Origin of the sequence: Trinickia dabaoshanensis (assembly GCF_002879885.1) — a bacterium.
Taxonomy (GTDB): domain Bacteria; phylum Pseudomonadota; class Gammaproteobacteria; order Burkholderiales; family Burkholderiaceae; genus Trinickia; species Trinickia dabaoshanensis.
Genome location: NZ_PNYA01000013.1, coordinates 167845 through 186667, shown reverse-complemented (window position 1 = coordinate 186667; position 18823 = coordinate 167845). Strand labels below are relative to the sequence as shown.

16 protein-coding genes are annotated in these 18823 nt (G+C 61.0%); 10 read left to right on the top strand and 6 right to left on the bottom strand.

Annotated elements, in window-relative coordinates; all coding sequences use genetic code 11:
• The 6 genes from C0Z18_RS16230 to C0Z18_RS16200 all read left to right on the top strand — a co-directional run.
• Positions 1-1673 (top strand): DUF2345 domain-containing protein (locus tag C0Z18_RS16230; protein ID WP_102646450.1); only part of this gene is annotated, 1673 nt, incomplete at its 5' end.
• Between the two features lie 90 nt (positions 1674-1763).
• A complete protein-coding gene (locus C0Z18_RS16225; RefSeq protein WP_102646418.1) occupies positions 1764-4739 on the top strand; it encodes a hypothetical protein in 2976 nt (991 codons plus the stop codon).
• Positions 4736-5257, top strand: a complete 522-nt coding sequence (locus C0Z18_RS33510; protein WP_233217327.1) for a hypothetical protein — start codon at positions 4736-4738, stop codon at positions 5255-5257. Before C0Z18_RS16225 ends, C0Z18_RS33510 begins: the two co-directional genes overlap by 4 nt.
• Positions 5258-5561: 304 nt before the next feature.
• Complete coding sequence (locus C0Z18_RS32720; protein WP_146014021.1) at positions 5562-6086, top strand: hypothetical protein; 525 nt, start codon at positions 5562-5564, stop codon at positions 6084-6086.
• Positions 6083-6460: a hypothetical protein gene (locus tag C0Z18_RS16210; protein WP_102646415.1), complete on the top strand. Its 378-nt coding sequence runs from the start codon at positions 6083-6085 to the stop codon at positions 6458-6460. Before C0Z18_RS32720 ends, C0Z18_RS16210 begins: the two co-directional genes overlap by 4 nt.
• A gap of 643 nt (positions 6461-7103) precedes the next feature.
• Positions 7104-8012, top strand: coding sequence for a hypothetical protein (locus tag C0Z18_RS16200; protein ID WP_233217326.1), 909 nt, complete (start codon positions 7104-7106; stop codon positions 8010-8012).
• Positions 8013-8021: 9 nt separating this feature from the next.
• On the opposite strand, the gene C0Z18_RS16195 is transcribed toward C0Z18_RS16200, so the two are convergent.
• The 4 genes from C0Z18_RS16195 to C0Z18_RS16180 form a co-directional block, all read right to left on the bottom strand.
• A complete protein-coding gene (locus tag C0Z18_RS16195; protein WP_102646413.1) occupies positions 8022-8789 on the bottom strand; it encodes an ABC transporter ATP-binding protein in 768 nt (255 codons plus the stop codon).
• 3 nt (positions 8790-8792) lie between these two features.
• On the bottom strand, positions 8793-9506 hold the full coding sequence (locus C0Z18_RS16190) for an ABC transporter permease (RefSeq protein WP_102646412.1): 714 nt from the start codon (positions 9504-9506) through the stop codon (positions 8793-8795).
• 18 nt (positions 9507-9524) lie between these two features.
• Positions 9525-10214, bottom strand: a complete 690-nt coding sequence (locus C0Z18_RS16185; protein WP_102646411.1) for an ABC transporter permease — start codon at positions 10212-10214, stop codon at positions 9525-9527.
• Between the two features lie 425 nt (positions 10215-10639).
• Positions 10640-11269: a periplasmic heavy metal sensor gene (locus C0Z18_RS16180; RefSeq protein WP_102646410.1), complete on the bottom strand. Its 630-nt coding sequence runs from the start codon at positions 11267-11269 to the stop codon at positions 10640-10642.
• Between the two features lie 205 nt (positions 11270-11474).
• Between C0Z18_RS16180 and C0Z18_RS16175 the strand changes: the two genes are divergently transcribed.
• Both C0Z18_RS16175 and C0Z18_RS16170 read left to right on the top strand, forming a co-directional pair.
• Positions 11475-12197: a response regulator gene (locus tag C0Z18_RS16175; protein WP_102646409.1), complete on the top strand. Its 723-nt coding sequence runs from the start codon at positions 11475-11477 to the stop codon at positions 12195-12197.
• Entirely contained in the window at positions 12181-13497 is a 1317-nt protein-coding gene (locus tag C0Z18_RS16170) for an ATP-binding protein (RefSeq protein WP_102646408.1), read from the top strand. Before C0Z18_RS16175 ends, C0Z18_RS16170 begins: the two co-directional genes overlap by 17 nt.
• A gap of 36 nt (positions 13498-13533) precedes the next feature.
• Here the strand turns inward: C0Z18_RS16170 and C0Z18_RS16165 are convergent, their stop codons facing one another.
• Positions 13534-13800, bottom strand: a complete 267-nt coding sequence (locus tag C0Z18_RS16165; RefSeq protein WP_102646448.1) for a double-stranded DNA-specific endonuclease — start codon at positions 13798-13800, stop codon at positions 13534-13536.
• Between the two features lie 467 nt (positions 13801-14267).
• Here C0Z18_RS16165 and C0Z18_RS16160 point away from each other — a divergent pair, with 467 nt between their 5' ends.
• Positions 14268-16022: an ABC transporter permease gene (locus C0Z18_RS16160; protein WP_102646407.1), complete on the top strand. Its 1755-nt coding sequence runs from the start codon at positions 14268-14270 to the stop codon at positions 16020-16022.
• 71 nt (positions 16023-16093) lie between these two features.
• On the top strand, positions 16094-17443 hold the full coding sequence (locus C0Z18_RS16155) for an ABC transporter ATP-binding protein (RefSeq protein WP_102646406.1): 1350 nt from the start codon (positions 16094-16096) through the stop codon (positions 17441-17443).
• 90 nt (positions 17444-17533) lie between these two features.
• Here C0Z18_RS16155 and C0Z18_RS16150 read toward each other — a convergent pair whose 3' ends face one another.
• On the bottom strand, positions 17534-18595 hold the full coding sequence (locus C0Z18_RS16150; RefSeq protein WP_102646405.1) for a sigma-54 interaction domain-containing protein: 1062 nt from the start codon (positions 18593-18595) through the stop codon (positions 17534-17536).
• Positions 18596-18823 lie beyond the last annotated feature (228 nt).

The window sequence follows — 18823 nt, the reverse complement described above, 5'->3', positions numbered from 1 at the left end:
GGCGGGACCGGGGCGAACAGCAAGCGAGGGTGCGCCTCGAGGCATGGGAATCGCAGATGAAGCGCTTCCATGGAATCGGCAGCTTGCGCTCGGCGGTGCCTGGGCGTTGGTTCACGCTCGCGGGGCATCCCGTCCACGATAAGGAACCCGAACAAGATCGGCAGTTTGCGATCCTCGAAACGCGCTGGACGATTCGCAACAACCTGCCGGGTATCGACGAACTCGTCGATTTCTCCGAAAGCTTGAGCGGACAGGTGCGTCGAGCGATGCACGCGGACGCCGGGGGTGTCAAAGTGCGGCATCCCGATGGCAGCGAAGGCTTCTTTCAAGTGGAAATCGAAGCCCAGCGGCGTCGCACGCCGTTTCGCAGTCCATTGGAACATCGCAAGCCTGTGATGCAATTGCAGACCGGGATCGTCGCCGGGCCCGAGAGCGAAGAAATCTATACGGATGCGCTCAACCGCGTGAAGGTGTGGTTCCCGTGGAATAGGCGCAACCAGGGTGACGAGCGCGCATCGGTCTGGGTTCGTGCCGCGTTTGCGGACGCCGGATCGAGGCGCGGCGGTCACTTTCCCTTACGTAAAGGCGACGAGGTCGTCGTCGGCTTCATGGGTGGCGATTGCGATCGGCCCGTGATCGTGGGCCGGATGCATGGCGGGCCGACTCCGCCGGTCTGGCATTCGAACGGATTGTTGTCGGGGATTCGCTCAAAGGAATACGCCGGGAGCGGCTTCAATCAACTCGTGATGGACGATGCGACAGGACAGAACCGCGTCCATCTTTACTCGACGAGCGCCGACTCTCACCTCCATCTTGGTTACCTCATCGAGCACACCGGGAATTCGCGTGGTGCGTATCTCGGTAGCGGCTTCGATTTGAAGTCGAGTGCCTATGGGGCGATTCGGGCGGAGCAGGGTCTTTATGTCTCGAGTTATCCGACTTCGACTAAGCAGCCGATGGATGTGCGGCAAGCGAGTGCGCAGCTCGTGAATGCCGAGAGCATCGTCGAAGCGCTATCGGATGCGAGCGCAGCGCACCAAGCGGAAAATCTGAAGGACGGCTATGACGCGCTGAAGGCGTTCACCGATGCGACTCGGAAGAGTATGGCGGGTGACGCGTCCGGGGCTGGAAGGACGGCGGGCGGCGGCACGGGCAACGCGAATGGATTTGCGGAGCCGGTCATGTTGATGGCCAGTCCGGCCGGCATTGCCTTGTCGACACAGCAGTCGGCGCAGGTTTCCGCGGACCGGCACGTCAACGTTGTCAGCGGCGGCAGTACGCATATTGCAAGCGGGAAGTCATTGATCGCTTCGATCGGCGAGAAGCTCAGCCTTTTCGTGCAAAACGCGGGGATGAAACTGTTCGCTGCAAAAGGCAAAGTCGAGGTGCAGGCGCACGCCGACGGCATCGAGATGCAGGCTCAAAAAAGCGTCAAGCTCATTTCCGTTGCCGACGTGATCGAGATGGCGGGCAAGCGAGAAGTCTTGCTGACGTCGGGCGGGGCATATATCCGGATTAAAGACGGGAACATCGAAATGCATGCGCCGGGGACGATCGACGTCAAGGGGGCGAAGCGCGTGTTTGCGGGGCCGGTGAGTGGGGATTATCAGATGCATGGCGTCGAAGGCCAGGGCGCGATGAAGACAGGGCGATCGATCGACTTTTCCGGTTAGCCGATTCGGCTAGCTGATCGCGCCGGGTCGTCGCACCGCAACGGCAGTGTCAAAGGACCTACCTGCTAACGAGAAGATTGAAGAAGAGTCATGAGCACGACGAAGACCCATCATCAAGCGCACAAGAGCGCTTCAGCAAAGCCATCCGAGCCGCAGCAGCCGCCGGCGCCGGCTTATGTGCCGTTGAAGTGGAGTTACCCGTTTACGACTCCTTCGGACAAAGACGGCAACGACGCGCACTCCTATTTCGAGGCGCTCAGCAACGCCGAGGATGGGTTTTATCCGCTGGGTGCGAACGGCATTTGGCATGGTGGAATTCATTTCGACACGAATACCGGGCACATCCTGAAGCAGGAGAACGGCGTGCGGGCGATCGCCGACGGGGAGGTGGTAGCGTATCGACTCGATTCCCAGTATCCGGTGCTGAAGTACGCGGACGGCAAGAGCTGCATGTACTCCACGGGGTTCGTTCTCGTTAGGCACAAGCTGCAGTTGCCTCCGGCCCCTTCGCGCGACACGGCCAAGAGTAGCCAGGCATCCAGCGCGACCGCTGTATCGAGTGCGCCAAGTGCATCAGCGAGCCCGACCGTGCCGGCGGCTGCCAGCGGGGCGTCCACGCCAACGGCGGCGTCGGCGCCTGGCGATGAAACGCTGACGTTCTTTAGCCTCTATATGCATTTGCTCGATTGGCAAGGCTATAAGGATGCGATCGATGCCTTCACCCCCGGCACTGCCACGCCATCCGTGATCAAGTGCATGCCGTATTGGAAGGGGGAGAAGCGCTATCGCGCGGGGGCGGGCGCTACCGACGCGCAGTTGGAGCCGACTGTGTTCGATTTTTCGTTACCGGAGTCGATGCGGCTCGACGCGCCAGATAACGAAAGCACGTCGTTCACTACGCCGACGCTCGAATGGCTCGATCCGGTGCAGTTCCCGGCGGGCACGAGTTGGCCGGAGAAGTTTCGTTTCTTCGATCAGCAGTCCGCGCCAGGGAAGCAGAAGGCGAAGCAGGTGGCCGCCAAGGGAGCGCTCGTCTATCTCGCGGCGAACGGCGAAGCGATTGGATTGCTGCCGCAGGGAAGCGAGGTGCGGCTAGGCCCCGTTTCTGCGAAGGATAAAGGCTGGGCGCAGATTACAAAAGTACTCAAGGGCGATCCTGTTGGTCTCACGATCGGAGACCCGGTCGATACTCGCGTGTCCACCGGTTGGATGAAAATCGATCAGCTCGATCTGCTGATCGATCCCAATCCACGCGATGCGATCTTCGTCCTCGACACCCCATACCCGGTGGCGGCGGGTTCCGTCCTGGGATACCTGGGCGAATATCAAAGGTATCGCGAGGCGTCCAAGGTACCGCCCACGCGGCAGCGGCCGTTGATGCACATGGAAGTCTTTGCTGGTCCGGATCTGCCTGCGTTCATTAAGAAGAGTCAGGCGCGGGCTCAGCAACTCGGCGACCAAAAATCGTTCCTTGAAATAGCCGTCGGTGCAAAGCTCGTCGATGTGGCTGAACCCAAATCGTCGATTGCCAAAGGGCTGGTGCTCAAGCCTATTTCCAAGGAGGCGGGGGAGGGCCCGTGGGTCAAGGTGCAGCCGACGTTGGTCGAGATGCCGGCCCCGGCGCCGCAACATGCGGCTCATGGGCATGCGCCGCATCCGAAGCATGCGAAGGTTGTGCCGCATGAGACGAGCCAAGGTTCGCCCGTGTGGGTCGAGCGCGCGATGGCTGGCCGAGCTGCGCCCGCGGAGTTCAAAGCATGGAGCGATTTTCCGCTGCAGGTCGCGAACGCGAAAGCGCCGGCGGCGGGATTCGACGAGGTCTATTCGCTTGGCGAATTGGATAAGCGCGGGGCGGATGCCAAGGTGCAGGACGATAAGCACGCCCATTGGTGGAAGGTGACGGTGGGCACGGCGGAGGGGAACAGCCGCGAGGGCTGGGTGTGCGATACCGGGCACGATCTCGTTCGCAAGCGAAGCGCCTGGGAATGGCCCGGGTTCGAGTTGATCGACAACACGAGCGTGCCGCTGATCGATTCGTTCAAGCGATTCCTGTACGTTCAGGAGCTTCTCTTCGATGGAGATAAAGATTCATTCGAGCCCAGCGCGCTGAGCGCGAACGGGAGTGCGTTGATACAACGGCTGGAGAAGGTCGTCGATCGCTTGGGGAACAAGGACGGGAAAGTGACGGGCAGCGAGCTGGCACGCGCGCAGAGCACGAGATGGGTGGCGCAGGCGATGTCGCATCTCGTCGTTCGCTACGAAAGCGAATGGGGTGGGGATCTCAGCAAGTGGGAATCGCTGTCTTCGTTGATGAAGGAGCGTAAGTACATTTGGCAAGGCGAGCTCGAGCGCATCGAGAAGCTGCGGTGGTGGGACAAGGTGAAGAACGGGATGAAGGACTTGCCGCGGGATGCGGCGGTTTATCATTTTCATCCGGTGGGGGTGATCGCGAATTTCTACTCTCCTTGCAGCAGCCTCGATGCGCTAATTCAAAAAATTGGAGACGTCATATCGCTCGGGGAAGGTACCTACGAGTCATACAATACGGGAACTCGTGGCAAACACGGCAAGGTGGTATTCGCGCAGTTCCGCGCCCCTCACGGGACGGTCACCGGGAAGACTATTAATGAAATACTCGCGTCAGTCTCACTGCCACCGGAGGATCATGGCCGTATGTATACAACCGGGAAATATGAGACGATCATACCCACGCTCGCTGCCGCAAAAAATGCATTAGGTCTGAATGGCGACGAAAAATATGATGAGCAGATGCAGGAGCGCGTGTACAGGGATTTCTTGTTTGATCAAACGCCGGGTTTGTCGAATTTTGTGAAGAAGGGCTATGGCTCTGTCGATGATGCACAGTACGCCGCAGCTAGACAGTGGGCTTCGATTGCCGTGCCGAAAGGCCTCAGAATTAGTAAAGACTATGGCGGTACAGTGTCAGATGGAACGATGTCATATTATGAGCAGCCGGGGCAAAATGGTGCCAATATGAAATCAACTAATAAATTGCGCGCAGTGCTGGAAGAGGTCGAGCAAATGCGGTCAAATGGTGCTTTATGAAAAAACTCGTTTTAGGATTGCTTGCGTTCTGTGTTTTTGAATTCGGTTGTGCTTACGGTGAAAATTCTACTTCAACGGAGAATCATCCATACAACAGCGTGCAAATTGCTTATCCAAGGGATGAGTGCTCGTTTCAATTTTCGAGTGTAGATTTTTGCGATGAAAAGCATTTGACCGCGATTAAGAGTGCAATTGCCGTGCGCGAGCCAGATTTTGGCGAAAAATACATTCTCCTTTCAATCCCGGAAGGATTGCCAGCATTTTTTCAGCATTCTCTCGTTGCGATAGATGTCACAACCGGGGTGGTATATCCGGTGCCTATCGATGGCTATTCAGGCGTGACTGATGCGGAAGGGTATGCGAAAAATGCTGGAAAATTGAAATACAATCTCCATTCGAACAAGGTATGCATTTCCGGTGCAATTATTGTCCATCGCATGATCGAAAATGGTAATTTTTGCTTTTTTCTAGCGGGCGACCGCTTCGTGGGGCACCATACTCCATATATGGATCCTTGAGAGGGTCATGGGTTCGATACAAGTAGGATTGCTGGCCAGCCTGGTAGTCGCTATATTTCCCCTCGCTGGTCAAGCCGAGGTGCGTGAAATCACGAACTTCGCCGACTCTGATGTCCAGTTGCTGACCGAGTGTGCGAAGTCGCAACATGGTAGCAACTGCACGATATACGACGTAAGGAAGAGTCGCCGAAAGAAGATTATTTCGTTCTCGCATATGGTGCTCGAGCGATATCGGAGGCCGAGGTTATTCCGAAATACGATTTATTTATGAATAATATTTGCGCTGATGCTTTGGGGTGAGGCAATGGGGCGAATTTATTTTATGTTATTTTTGATTGTCGGCACGGCGATTTGCGCCGCCTCAGTTGCTTTTGCTTCAACGGTTCAAGATGAGAGTCTCCACGGCGTAAGTAATGTTGCTACCTCTGTCGTATACAATGACCCCTCTTTTGATGCATTTAGAAGTTTATCGTGCAAGATGGTTGGTGAAAAGATTTCGCTATCCAGCGTGCCGACCGTCACGACTTACTTCATAACCACTGCAGACGCTTGTGGCTGGGGTGCTGCGTTGGGGCCAATTTGGTTGATCCGCGTTTCAGAGGGAGTTGCTTCAGTTCTGCTGAGTATTGGAGGCTATTCGGTCGATGTGCTTGGTGATGAGAGAAACGGAATGCGCAGCGTAAAAATCGGCAGCGGCACTGCCGGACGAACTGCTTTCGTTCTTTATAGATTCGATGGAAAAAAATACGTCCTGAAAAAAAAGAGGCGGGTAATCAAGATGTGTCGTGTCATATATCGATCGACGTCGAAGCATTGCGCTTTGCAATGATGAGAGCGATGGGGAAATATCAATGGATCGGCTTGGTGGCCATTTCGCTCGCGTGCCATGGAGTGATTGCAGCTACCAAATGCGATGCGCTAGCGGCGTTCGCATCCCAAAACGGCTTGTTCATCCCTGGTGATGATGCCGGTAGAGTGGTAACGGGAGGCGGCCGGCTACAGTTTTACTCCGCCCCGGACTTCTCGTGCAAGATGGAGGGCATATTCATCGTCACTGGAGATACTGTTGACGCTTATTCCGAATACAATGGATTCACGTCGGTTGTCTATTTTCCAAAAGCGGATAAAAAGGCCGTCATCGGGTGGGTGCGGTCGCATCGCTTGCAGCCCAACGGTTTCGGCATATCCGGTGGGCAAAATTGACCTTGATATGAATGAAAGCTGTGAAGATAATGGCTTCGATACAAGTCAAACGGGCGGTCAGCCTAGTGGCTGCAATGTTTTCTCTGGCTGGCCACGCCGAGGGGCGCGAGCTCACGAACTTCGCCGGCTCTGTTGTCCAGTTGCTGACCGAGTGTGCGCAGACTCAACTTGGTGGTAACTGTACGATATACGACATAAGGAAGGATCGGCGCGGAACGACGGCGGACGGCGAGCTTCCGAAAACGCGGAACGGTCGGACCTGCATCACCGATCTGCTGGCGCATCCTGACAGCGCGATGTTCGTCGTCCGATACCGAGTCGACGGATCTGCCGATCGCCCGTCCGAATGCCGCGAGAGGGCGTTCGCTTTGAGTGGCGATGGACGAAGCGTGCGGCCGATCTCCGCTACCACCATCGGATGCAAGTGACGTTGGTCGGCTGATTGCCGCCTCGCGAGATGCGCCGGACGTCGTCTGAAATTCATCGCCAGCCGTCACGATCCGCCGTTCAGTCGCCGATCATTGAACGTTGCGCTGCCGCCCGATGCTCAGCGGATTTTTGTGGGTCGCACCCGGCTGAGCCAGGGCTATGACCGCATCATCGCTATAACGCTAAACCTCGAACTTACATCACGCGGTAAACTATGGAAATGGCAAACCACGAGCGCTTCCATGTCGTGTACGACGGTCCGGCTCTCGAAGAGCATCGGATGGACGTTCGCGACCTTGCGCCTGCACTCGTCGCCTTCGCTGATCTCTTTGCCGCCGTCAACAAGGAAGTCAACGGTGACGCGGCCGATGTCCGCGTGCAAGTCAATGCAAGCTTTAAGGCGGGATCGTTCGGCGTTGATTTGGTTGCGACGCAGCACTTGGTTTCGCAACTGAGGGATATCTTTTCCGGCACGAGCGCAGCGGCTATTTCGAACGCTGGTGGAATCCTCGCGCTGATTGGCATGACCGTTAGTTCCGGTTATGGGCTTATTCAGCTTTTGCTCCGCCTGGCAGGGCGCAAGCCGGTCAGGATCGAACAGAAAGGCGATATCGCGCGCGTTTGGATCAATCAGACCGAAACGGTTGAAGTTGAGCGCGACGTCGTTCGACTGTATCGCAACAGCGTCGTGCGCAGCAGCTTGGAAAAGGTGGTCTCCCCTCTCGAGCGCGATGGAATCGACGACTTTGGCATCGTCATGAATGGTCAAAAGGTGCTCGATCTCCACACAGAAGACCTGCCGTCTTTCAGCGCCCGCGTGAGCGATGCCGATGCGGAAGTCGTATCCGACGCAACGGCTCGAAAGCTCTTGCAGATCGAGTCTCTGACGTTCAAAGACGGCAACAAGTGGCGAGTGAGCGACGGCAACGCCACGTACTACGTCGCGATCGAAGACAAGCGGTTTCTCGCGAAGATCGACGCCGGCGAACGCTTTGGTAAGGGTGACGTGCTTCTGGTCGATTTACGCCAGGTGCAGACAATCGAAGGCGGGAAGCTCGTTACCGAGTCGATGATTGTCGAGGTGATCGAGCATCGGCAGCCACTTCAGCAGAGCCTCCTGTAGCTGCGTTCCTTACTTCAAACTCCCCGCCAGAAACTGCCGCAGCCGCTCGCTCTTCGTATTGCCGAACACCTCTTGCGGCGCGCCTTGCTCTTCCACGCGCCCCTGGTGCAGGAACATGACGTGATTCGACACATTGCGCGCGAATCCCATCTCGTGCGTGACGACGATCATGGTCCGTCCTTCCTCGGCCAGCTTCTGCATGACCTTGAGCACCTCGCCGACGAGCTCCGGATCGAGCGCGGAGGTCGGTTCGTCGAACAGCATCACATCGGGGTTCATCGCGAGCGCACGCGCGATCGCCACACGCTGTTGCTGTCCGCCGGACAAATGCGACGGGTACTGCTTCTCGAGCCTCGGCGCGAGTCCCACTTTCTCGAGGTACATGCGCGCACGCTCCTCGGCTTCCTTGCGCGCCATGCCGAGCACGTGCACGGGCGCCTCCACCACGTTCTCGAGCACGTTCATATGCGCCCAGAGGTTGAAGTGCTGGAACACCATCGAGAGTTTCGTACGGATCCGCTGCAATTGCTTTTGATCGGATACGCGCAGCCCGCCGCCCTTGTCCTTAGCCGTGCGCACCTCTTCGCCGTCGACGAAAATCCGCCCCGCGCTAGGTTGTTCGAGGAAGTTGATGCAGCGAAGCATCGTGCTCTTGCCCGAGCCCGACGAGCCGATGACGCTGATCACGTCGCCGGCGTTGGCCTTCAAGGAAACGCCCTTGAGAACTTCGTTACTGCCGTAGTGCTTGTGCAGATCGTCGATGAAAAGCTTGTGCATGAGTTACTTGCCTTGCGGGCGCAGGTAGGCGAGCCAGCGCCTCTCGGCGCGGCGAAACAGCGCGACGAGCGCGAACGAGATGCCGAGATACAGTAGCGCCGCGATGCCGAACGCCTGGAACGACATGTAGGTCGCCGAATTGACGTCGCGCGCTATCTTCAAAATGTCGGGTACGGTGGCCGTAAATGCGACGGTCGTCGCATGCAGCATCAAAATGACTTCATTGCTATAGAGCGGCAACGCGCGCCGCAGCGCGGAGGGCAGAATCACGCGCCGGTACAGCGTGAACGTCGACATTCCGTAGGCGCGCGCCGCTTCGATTTCGCCGTACGCCGTCGCCTTGATGGCGCCGGCGAAAATCTCGGTCGTGTAAGCGCAGGTATTGAGCGTGAACGCGAGCAGCGTGCAGTTCATCCCTTGCCGGAAGAACGCATTCAACAATTCGTGATTGCGCACCACCTCGAGGCTATACAGACCCGTGTAGCAGAGCAGCAACTGCACGTAGAGCGGTGTCCCGCGAAAAATATACGTGTAGAGCCAAACAGCGCCCGAAACGGCCTTGTTCCGCGAAACCCGCGCGCACGCAAGCGGCACCGACAAACAAAAGCCGATGCCGATCGATACGACGAGCAGCCACATGGTGATGGCAAGGCCGGTCGTCTGATAGCCGTCGGTGAAAAGGTAATTGCGCCAGTAGTCGTGAATCAGCTCGATCATGGTGGGGTTGGACTGACCTTATAGCTCGGCTTTACGCACGCCGATCGAATACCGCTTCTCGAGCCAAAGCAGTACGACATTCGAAATCGTCGTGATCGCGAGATAGATCGCACCCGCGATCAACGTGAAAAAGAAAAAGCGCAACGTGCCTTTGCCGGCGTCCTGGGAGGCCTTGACCACATCGGCCAGGCCGATGATCGACACCAGCGCGGTGGCCTTGACCATCACTTGCCAGTTGTTGCCGATCCCCGGCAGCGCGAAACGCATCATCTGCGGAAACATGATTCGCGAGAACGTCTGCCAGCTCGTCATGCCGTAAGCGGCACCCGCTTCGAGCTGCCCGCGCGGCACGGAAAGAAACGCACCCCGGAACGTTTCGGTGAAATACGCCCCGTAAATGAACCCGAGCACGATGACGCCGGCCACGAACGGGTCGATATCGATTTCGTCCCAGCCCACCAGATCGGTCAGGTTGTTCAGCCAAATCTGGATGCTGTAGAACAGCAGGAGCATCAACACGAGATCGGGCACGCCGCGCACGAGCGTGGTGTACACCGTGCCGATGCCGCTCGACAGACGGTTTTTCGAAAGCTTCGCCGCTGCGCCGACGAGGCCCAGCACGAAGGCCAGCGCGAGCGACAGCAGCGAGAGCTTGACGGTCTGCCAAGTGCCGGCGAGGATCAGCGGGCCGTAGCCTTGAAGAAACATGGTTGGAAGTGCAGTCCTTGATGGCGCGCGGGCATGGTGGCGCACCGCGAAACGAAATACTAAGCGGCCAAAATGGCGTGCGGCCAATATTGGGGCCAGCGCCCGCGATCGCAGCGAGCGACGATGGGCCGAATCCCGCTATGGTTCGCGCCGGCCGTCGCCCGAGCGCCAATGCGCCTCGGCGCAACGAACGCCGATCCAGGGAAAGCGACGCCTAGCCGGAAAAGCGCGGTATTTTACCTGAAGCCGGCTGGGGCGCTACTGCGAAGAACCCGCGTTCGCACGAACGGGCGAGCGCACTCGCCCAGCGCCGTGCCGTGCGACGTCAACCGAGGTCGAAAAAATGCCGCGACCCGAACCGAACGGAGCGCGGCAAACGAGAGCGTGCGCGAAGGGCGGGCGCACGCTAGAGGGAAGGGGGCGGGTTACTGGCTTTGGGGCGTCGACGCGCCCGCGGCGTCGGCGTGTCCGTGTCCCATCATCCAACCGCGGCGGTGCGCCATGCGCGAGAAGTGCGCTTTGATGTCGTCGCTGACGACCTTCTTTTGTTGCGCGCTCAACCCGTCGTACACCTTGAGCCAAGCCGCCGCCACCTGTTCTCGCCGTTCACGCCCGTCGTTTGCGAGCTTTTGATGGGCATCGTGCATCGCATCCAGATCGAGTATGGGTTGCTGCGCCAATCCTTCGAACCGTTTGCGCGCCGTCTCGTGCTCGGCGCGTCCGGCGTCCCGGGCCTGCGTCATCGTTTGCAGCGCGTTTTGCCAGAGTTTCTCCTGCGCGGGCGTAAGCGTGAGCTTCAGTTCGTTGTGCAACTTGCCAAGCTCTCTCATGAGCATCGTGCCGTCGTCGTGACGGTGGCCATGCCACGCGTGATGCCAGCCGCCCGCGCCCGCGTCGGCATCGGGGCCCATGGCGTTCTCCGCGGCGTAGGCCGTGCCGAAGCCCAGTGCCACCGCCGCGGCGGTCACAGCCAACCAGCGCGGGGCAAGGCGGGAGGGCGGGTTCCCGGCCGGCAGGCGTGCGGCGGCGGGCAGCAGGTGCGAGAGTCGTTTCATTCGGTGCTCCTAAAGCGAAAAGGGAAGAGCCGTCGCAAGGCTCGGGCTCCATACCGTCAGGCTAGGCGTTGCGTCGTGGACGCGTGTTACGCGGCGGCGGTGGCCCATTACGTGTCGTTACGTGCCGGTTTCGCGGTAACGCTCGGTAACCCTTTCCGTCGTTTATGACGCTCTCGCTCGGGTGGCTCGCGTTAAACTCTGCGCCATGGCTACTCAAATTCTCGTCGTCGACGACGACGCCGAACTGCGCGATCTCCTGCGCGACTACCTGGTCCGTCAAGGCATCGAGGTGTCGGTGCTGCATGACGCCGCCACGCTCGAGCGCCGGCTCGAACGCGAACGCCCCGATCTCATCGTGCTCGACCTGATGATGCCGGGCGTGGACGGTCTCACCGCGCTGCGCAAGCTGCGCGCGACCGGCGACGATATCCCCGTGATCATGCTGACGGCGCGTGCCGACGACGTGGACCGCATCGTCGGGCTCGAACTCGGTGCCGACGACTACCTCGGCAAGCCGTTCAACCCCCGCGAGCTCTTGGCGCGCGTGCAAGCCGTGCTGCGCCGGCGCCGGACGATTCCGTCGGCGGCGCCCGAGCTGCGCGAGCCGTTCGCGTTCGGCCGTTTCCAGCTCGACTTCCAAGCGCGTGCGCTGAACCTGGAAGGGCGTCCGCTCACGCTTTCGGGTAGCGAATTCGCGTTGCTGAAGATTTTCGTGAACCATCCGATGCGCACGCTCACGCGCGAGCGGTTGCTCGAATTGCTGCACGGGCCGGAGTACGACGGCACCGATCGCGGTATCGACGTCCAAGTCTGGCGGCTGCGTCGCATCCTCGAATCCGACCCTTCGACGCCGCGTTTCATCCAAACCGTGCGCGGCCGGGGGTATGTCTTCGTCCCCAACGGCGAACCGAATGCGGCGCCCAATTGATTCGCTGTTCGGCCGGCTCGCGCTGCTTGTCGTTGCCGTTCTGCTGATTTCTCACTTCGCTTGGTTCGTGCTGATACGCGTCGAGCGCAGCCAGTCGCAGGCGCGCTACGCCGTCGAAGAGGAGGCGTTTCTCATCGATGCGGTGCGGCAGCACGTCGCCCGCACGCCTTCGGTGCCGTTGCCCTCGCGCGTGCGGCTCGTCGATCCGGCCAGCCCGGAGGTGCCGCCCGTCAAGCAGGACCTGCCCAAGCCGCTGATGCGGTTTCTCGAAGACATACGCGACCGCTTGCCGCCGGGCTCGCTCGTGCGTATCGGACCGCCGGCCCGTCCGCCGACGCTCTGGGTACACGAGGCCACGGACCAAAACTGGATCGTGCTGCCGATGACCTCGCTGCATCCGCCGCGTCCGCGCGACCAGATGCTGGAATGGCTCGCCGTCATCTTCAGCCTTGCGGTCATGTGCGCGCTTTTCGTGGCATGGCGCCTGCAGCAGCCCCTGACCGCGCTCGCGCAGGCCGTCGTGCGTTTCGGGCGCGGGCAGAGCGTGCCGCCGCTCGCCGAGCGCGGTCCGCGCGAGTTGCGCGAACTGACGCGCGGCTTCAATCAGATGGTGACCGAGGTATCGCGCACCGAGCAGGACCGCGCCGTGATGCTGGCGGGCGTGGCCCACGACTTGAAGACGCCGCTCGCGCGGCTGCGCCTGCGCGCGGAGATGATGGAGGAGGCCAAGTTGCGCGACGGCGTGGTCCGAGACGTGGACGCGCTCGCCCACATCGTCGACCAATTCCTCGTCTTCGCGCATGACGGCTCGGACCGCAGCGAGCCTGTCGTCGTGGACGAGCAGTGCGCGCGCATCGCTCGCACGTATCGCGCGGTCGCGCCGGGCGCGCCTGCGGTGCGCACCGAGTTGACGGCCGGCCCGGGCTTTCGGTTGCCCACCGCCACGCTCGAACGGATTTTGTCGAACCTGCTCGACAACGCCCACGCCTACGGCGCGCCGCCCGTGGTGGTCGCGACGGCGCGTACGCAAGCGGGGTGGGCGCTTTCGGTCATCGATCATGGCCGCGGCATCGCGCCGGACGATCTCGTCAACGCAAGCCGGCCGTTCGTACGGCTCGACCCGGCACGCGGGGGCAACGGCCATAGCGGGCTGGGCCTAGCGATCGTCGAGCGGCTCGTGCGGCGCCAAGGCGGTGTCTGCGATATCGGCAATGCGCCGGAGGGCGGTCTGCGCGTGACGATGACCTTTCCGCTCACCGCCACGACGCGTCCCGCCCAAGAATCGGAAAACGCCTGGTAACGCCTCGCGGCCGCGGGGGCGAGGCCGATACGCGGGCTATTCGGCGAACAAGGCGTCCAGCGCGGCGGCGGCCTCGCTATCCACCGTGTTGTAGGTGACGCTGTTCGCTTCGAAGATGTAGTGCGTGGTGTACTTGCCCAGCCGCGCGAGAATCTCTTCCTGGATTTCTTCGGGCTCCGTGTCGAGCTTCAGGTACCACGAGGTGGACGACAGCCTGGTCTGGAACGCGCCGTATTCGGCCATGAGCTGATCGAAGGCGCTCGCGTCCTGGTCGCGACAGACGATGACCAGATTTCCTTTCATGCGCATCTCCCGGTAGATCGGTAGGTTCATTCGCCACGAGAAACCGATCATACCCGGTCTCGCCGAAGTACCGATCGTTCGCCGATTTCCGGTGGAAACCGGCTTCGGCCGGCTGCCCCCGGGTTTCCCGCACGACCGCTTCGGGGCATAATTTCGCGTTCGACGTCGCCCGGATCGGGGCGCGAGGCGCGAATTTTGTGACGGGCGCGGTTGTGCCTGAAACGAAGGTTGTAGTAGTGTCGTGCCGTCGAAAAGGCGGTAAGGCCGGCAGCCAGGACGCCACGGCTCAACAATCAACGATTCGCGCTCGAAACGCGTCACCGCAACCATACGCTCGTCATGCCTGTCATTCGTGTCTTGGATCGCTGCGCCGTCCCGCGCCGCGCCAGTTCGCCGGCGGTGTCCGGCCGCCCGTTCGGCCTGTCCGCGCGCGCTTGCTACTCGCCGCGCGGCGTGAAGGGGGCTTAATGGATTTCGGCTTCAATCTGAATCGCACCGCCAACGCGTCCGCATGGCGTTTGGCGCCGAACCGCTGGGATTTCGTCGCATTCCCGCTCATCATCTGCGTAATTGCCATGGCGGCGATCGGCTTTCACCAGACGATGGCGCCGATTTCGACGCTCAAGACGCAGGTCATCTCGCTCAACCCCGCGATGCTGCCCGAGTACGCGCTGCGCACGACGCTGCGCATGCTGGCGGCGATCGTCGCCTCGCTCGTCTTCACGCTCGTCTACGGAACCGTGGCGGCCAAGAGCCGCCGGGCGGGCATGGTGCTCGTGCCGATCCTCGACATCCTGCAATCGGTGCCCGTGCTCGGCTACATCTCGTTTACGGTCACGTTCTTTCTGGCGCTGTTCCCGGCGCGTGTGCTCGGAGCCGAATTCGCGGCGATCTTCGCGATCTTCACGGCTCAGGCTTGGAACATGACGTTCAGCTTCTACCAGTCGCTGCGCACGGTGCCGCGCGATCTGGACGAAGTCTCGCGCGGCTTTCATTTGACGGCCTGGCAGCGTTTCTGGAAGCTGGAGGTGCCGTTCTCGATGCCGGGACTCATCTGGAACATGATGATGTCGATGTCCGGCAGTTGGTTCTTCGTCGTCGCTTCGGAAGCGATCACGGTCGGCAACAACACGATCACGCTGCCCGGGATCGGCGCCTATCTCGCGCAGGCGATCGCGGAGAAGAATCTCGGCGCGATCGGTTGGGTCATCGTCGCGATGGCGGTCGTCATCCTCGCGTACGACCAACTCATGTTCCGGCCGCTCGTGTCGTGGGCCGATAAATTCCGCATGGAGACGACGAGCTCGGGCAATGCGCCCGAATCGTGGTTGCTCGATCTCGTGCGCCGCACGCGGCTCATTCACTTGCTGCTCGTGCCGGCCGGCTGGATCTTCGCCAAGCTCGCGCGTTTGCCGTTGCGCCTGCCGCGTGTGGACAACGTGTCGTTCCCGCGCGTGGCGAGCAGCGCGAAGCGCACGCTTGCCGGCGATATCGTTTGGGCGCTGCTCGTGCTCGTCGCCACGCTCTTCGTGGGCTGGCGCGTCATCGCCTACGTGCGCACGGGCGTGACAGGTTCCGAGGTCGGCCATGTGTTCGCGCTGGGCTTTTTCACGCTCATTCGCGTCGTGGTGCTGATCGCGCTTTCGTCGCTGCTGTGGGTGCCGATCGGGGTGAAGATCGGCCTGAAACCGGCCCTTGCCGAAAAAGTGCAGCCGCTCGCTCAGTTCCTCGCGGCGTTTCCGGCGAACTTGCTGTTTCCGGCCTTCGTGATCGTTATCGTCCGGTTCCACCTGAACCCCGATATCTGGCTGTCGCCGCTCATCGTGCTCGGAACGCAGTGGTATATCCTGTTCAACGTCATCGCCGGCACGACGGCCTATCCCAACGACTATCGGGAAGCCGCGACGAACTTCCGTATTCGCGGCTGGCAATGGTGGCGTCAGGCGATGCTGCCGGGCATTTTCCCGTACTACGTCACGGGGGCCATCACGGCATCGGGCGGCGCATGGAACGCGAGCATCGTCTCCGAGCTCGTGCAGTGGGGCGACAAGAAGGTCGTCGCGCACGGGCTCGGCGCTTATATCGCGCAATACACGGCCGTCGGCGATTTCCCGAAGATCATTCTCGGCATCGCCGTGATGTCGCTGTTCGTGACGCTGTTCAACCGGCTGCTGTGGCGTCCGCTGTACGCCTATGCGGAATCGAAGCTGCGGCTCGATTGACCCCTGCCGTCAAAGGCGCGCGGCCCTGATAGGCCGCGCCGACCGAGTGCTCAAATCAAGAGTGAAGCGCAATGCAAAATCCCAAAGCTGACCTAAGCGCCGCGCCGTTCGCGGGCACCGCCGCAGCCACCCCGCGCCTGGGCGAGGAAGTCCTGAACGTCAAGGGCGTGTGCCGTGGTTTTTCGAAGGCGCAAGGCGAATTGCTGGTGCTCGACGATGTGAACCTCGCGCTGCGCGAGGGCGAGATCGTCGGGCTGTTGGGGCGTTCGGGGTCGGGCAAATCCACGCTGTTGCGGATCATCGCCGGCCTGATCGAGCCAACCGCCGGTGAAGTGAGCTACTTGGGCGCGCCGCTTTCGGGACCCGCGGAAGGCGTCGCGATGGTGTTCCAGACGTTCGCGCTGTTTCCCTGGCTCACGGTTCTGCAAAACGTAGAGGCGGGGTTGGAAGCGCTCGGCGTCGGCGCGCGCGAGCGGCGCGAGCGTGCCCTGGCCGCCATCGACTTGATCGGCCTCGACGGTTTCGAAAACGCGTATCCGCGCGAGCTGTCGGGCGGGATGCGCCAGCGCGTCGGTTTCGCCCGCGCGCTCGTGGTGGACCCGACGCTGCTGTTGATGGACGAGCCGTTCTCCGCGCTCGATGTGCTGACCGCCGAAACGTTGCGTACCGACTTGCTCGATCTTTGGACGCAGCGGCGTATGCCGATCAAGTCGGTGCTGATCGTCACGCACAACATCGAGGAAGCGGTGTTCATGTGCGATCGAATTTTGGTGCTGTCGTCGAATCCGGGGCGCGTGCTGGCCGAGATCAAAGTGCCGTTCCCCCATCCGCGCAACCGGCTGGACCCGGCCTTCAGACGGCTGGTCGACGATATCTACGCGAAGATGACGGCGCGCCGGACCGACGAGGCGACCAAGAAGGGGCTCGAGCTCGGCAGTTGGCTGCCCAGCGTGTCGACCAACTTGATGGCCGGTTTGATCGAAACGCTGGCCGCGCCGCCTTACCACGGCCGCGCCGATATGCCGGAAATCGCCCGCTCGCTGCATCTCGAGGTGGACGATCTGTTTCCGATCGCCGAAGTGCTCCAGCATTTGGGCTTCGCCGACGTGCGCGAGGGCGACATCTTCCTCACGCCGCCCGCACGCGTATTCGCGGAGTTCGGCACGCAAGAGCGCAAGATGATGTTTGCCGAGCACCTGCTGCGCCATGTACCGCTTGCGGCCCGGATCAAGAAGGTGCTCAACGAACGGCCGGGTCATCGCGCGCCGCGCGTGCGCTTCGAGCAAGAACTCGAAGACTTTCTTTCGGACAGCGCCGCGGAAGAGACGCTCGACGCCGTCATCAACTGGGGCCGTTATGGCGAGATCTTCTCGTATAACGACCAAACCGAAATCTTCAGTCTCGAAGACGTGGAGTCGTAAAGCCCAGGCCGCAAGGCCTCTTTGCCTTTGCCGGTCGACAACGCGCCGCGCACGTCCCTGGGCATCGGGACGCGTGCGGCGCGTTCGTTTTCATGCATCGGGCGCTGTGCTGTCGTCCTCGTCTTCGTAGGCGCCCAGGCGGTTGTAGAGCGTCTTCAGGCTCACGCCCAGCGCCTTGGCCGCGCGCCGTTTATCGCCGCCGCAGTGTTTCAGCGTGCCGAGGATGATCTGCCGCTGCGCTTCGGCGAGCGGCGTGCCCACCCAAATACTCATCGCGTCGCCTTGCGTCACGGCCTTCTTCGAACGGGCGGCAAGGCGCGGATGCTCGATCTCGACCGTCTTCTCGGCGAGGATGAACGCGCGGTAGACGCTATTCTTCAGCTCCCGCACGTTGCCCGGCCACGAATACGTGCGCATCGTTTCCCGCGCGCGTTTGCTGAAGACCTTGTTCGTCCCTTCCTGCGCGTTCAGTTCCGCTAGGAAGTGCTGCGCGAGCAGTTCGCGGTCGCCTTCGCGTTCGCGCAGCGGCGGCGCGCGCAACGGGAAGACGGCGAGCCGGTACATCAAATCCTCGCGCAGGCCGTTTTCCTTCACGGCCACCATCGGATCGCGGTTCGTCGCGGCGATCACGCGCACGTCGCTGCGCTGCAACTCGGTGCCGCCCACGCGATAGAACGTGCCCGTTTCGAGCGCGCGCAACAGTTTTACTTGCCGGACGGGCATCATCTCCGTCACTTCGTCGAGAAAGAGCGTGCCGCCGTTCGCATGTTCGAAGTAGCCGGCGCGGCCTTGCACGGCACCCGTGAAGCTGCCGCGTTCGTGGCCGAACAGTTCCGCCTCGATCAGGCTGTCGGGAATCGCGCCGCAATTGACGGCGACGAAGGGACCGTCCTTGCGCGAACTGCGGTCGTGGATCGTGCGGGCAACGAGTTCCTTGCCGGTGCCTGATTCGCCCACCACCAGCACGGTTGCATCGGTGGACGCAACGCGCTCGATCTGCTCGTATAACTCCAGCATCGACGGCGAGGAGCCGTAGAGCATGCCATACGATTCGAGCCCCGCCGCATCGCGGACGAGGGTCTTGGCGAATCGCGCCGCTGCGTCTTGATCCCGCGCCGCGGCTGGCGTTTCAATATCGGTAGACTCGGGCATGTGAGTGAAATCCAAGAGGCGTCATCGCCCCAAAAAAAAGTGATGTGACCTTCCTTCGTCGGCAATGCGTGTGGCGAGTTCCAAACGAGTATTTAACCATGCTACGCGACCTTGGCGCACGCGTGCCGCCCGCTCGTCCCGGGCACGAAAACTGCGGATGGCCGAATTCGACGGTAAGCGGAACTTGGCGCGCGCTCGGCGATCGGAATAACATCCGGGCAGTGTGCA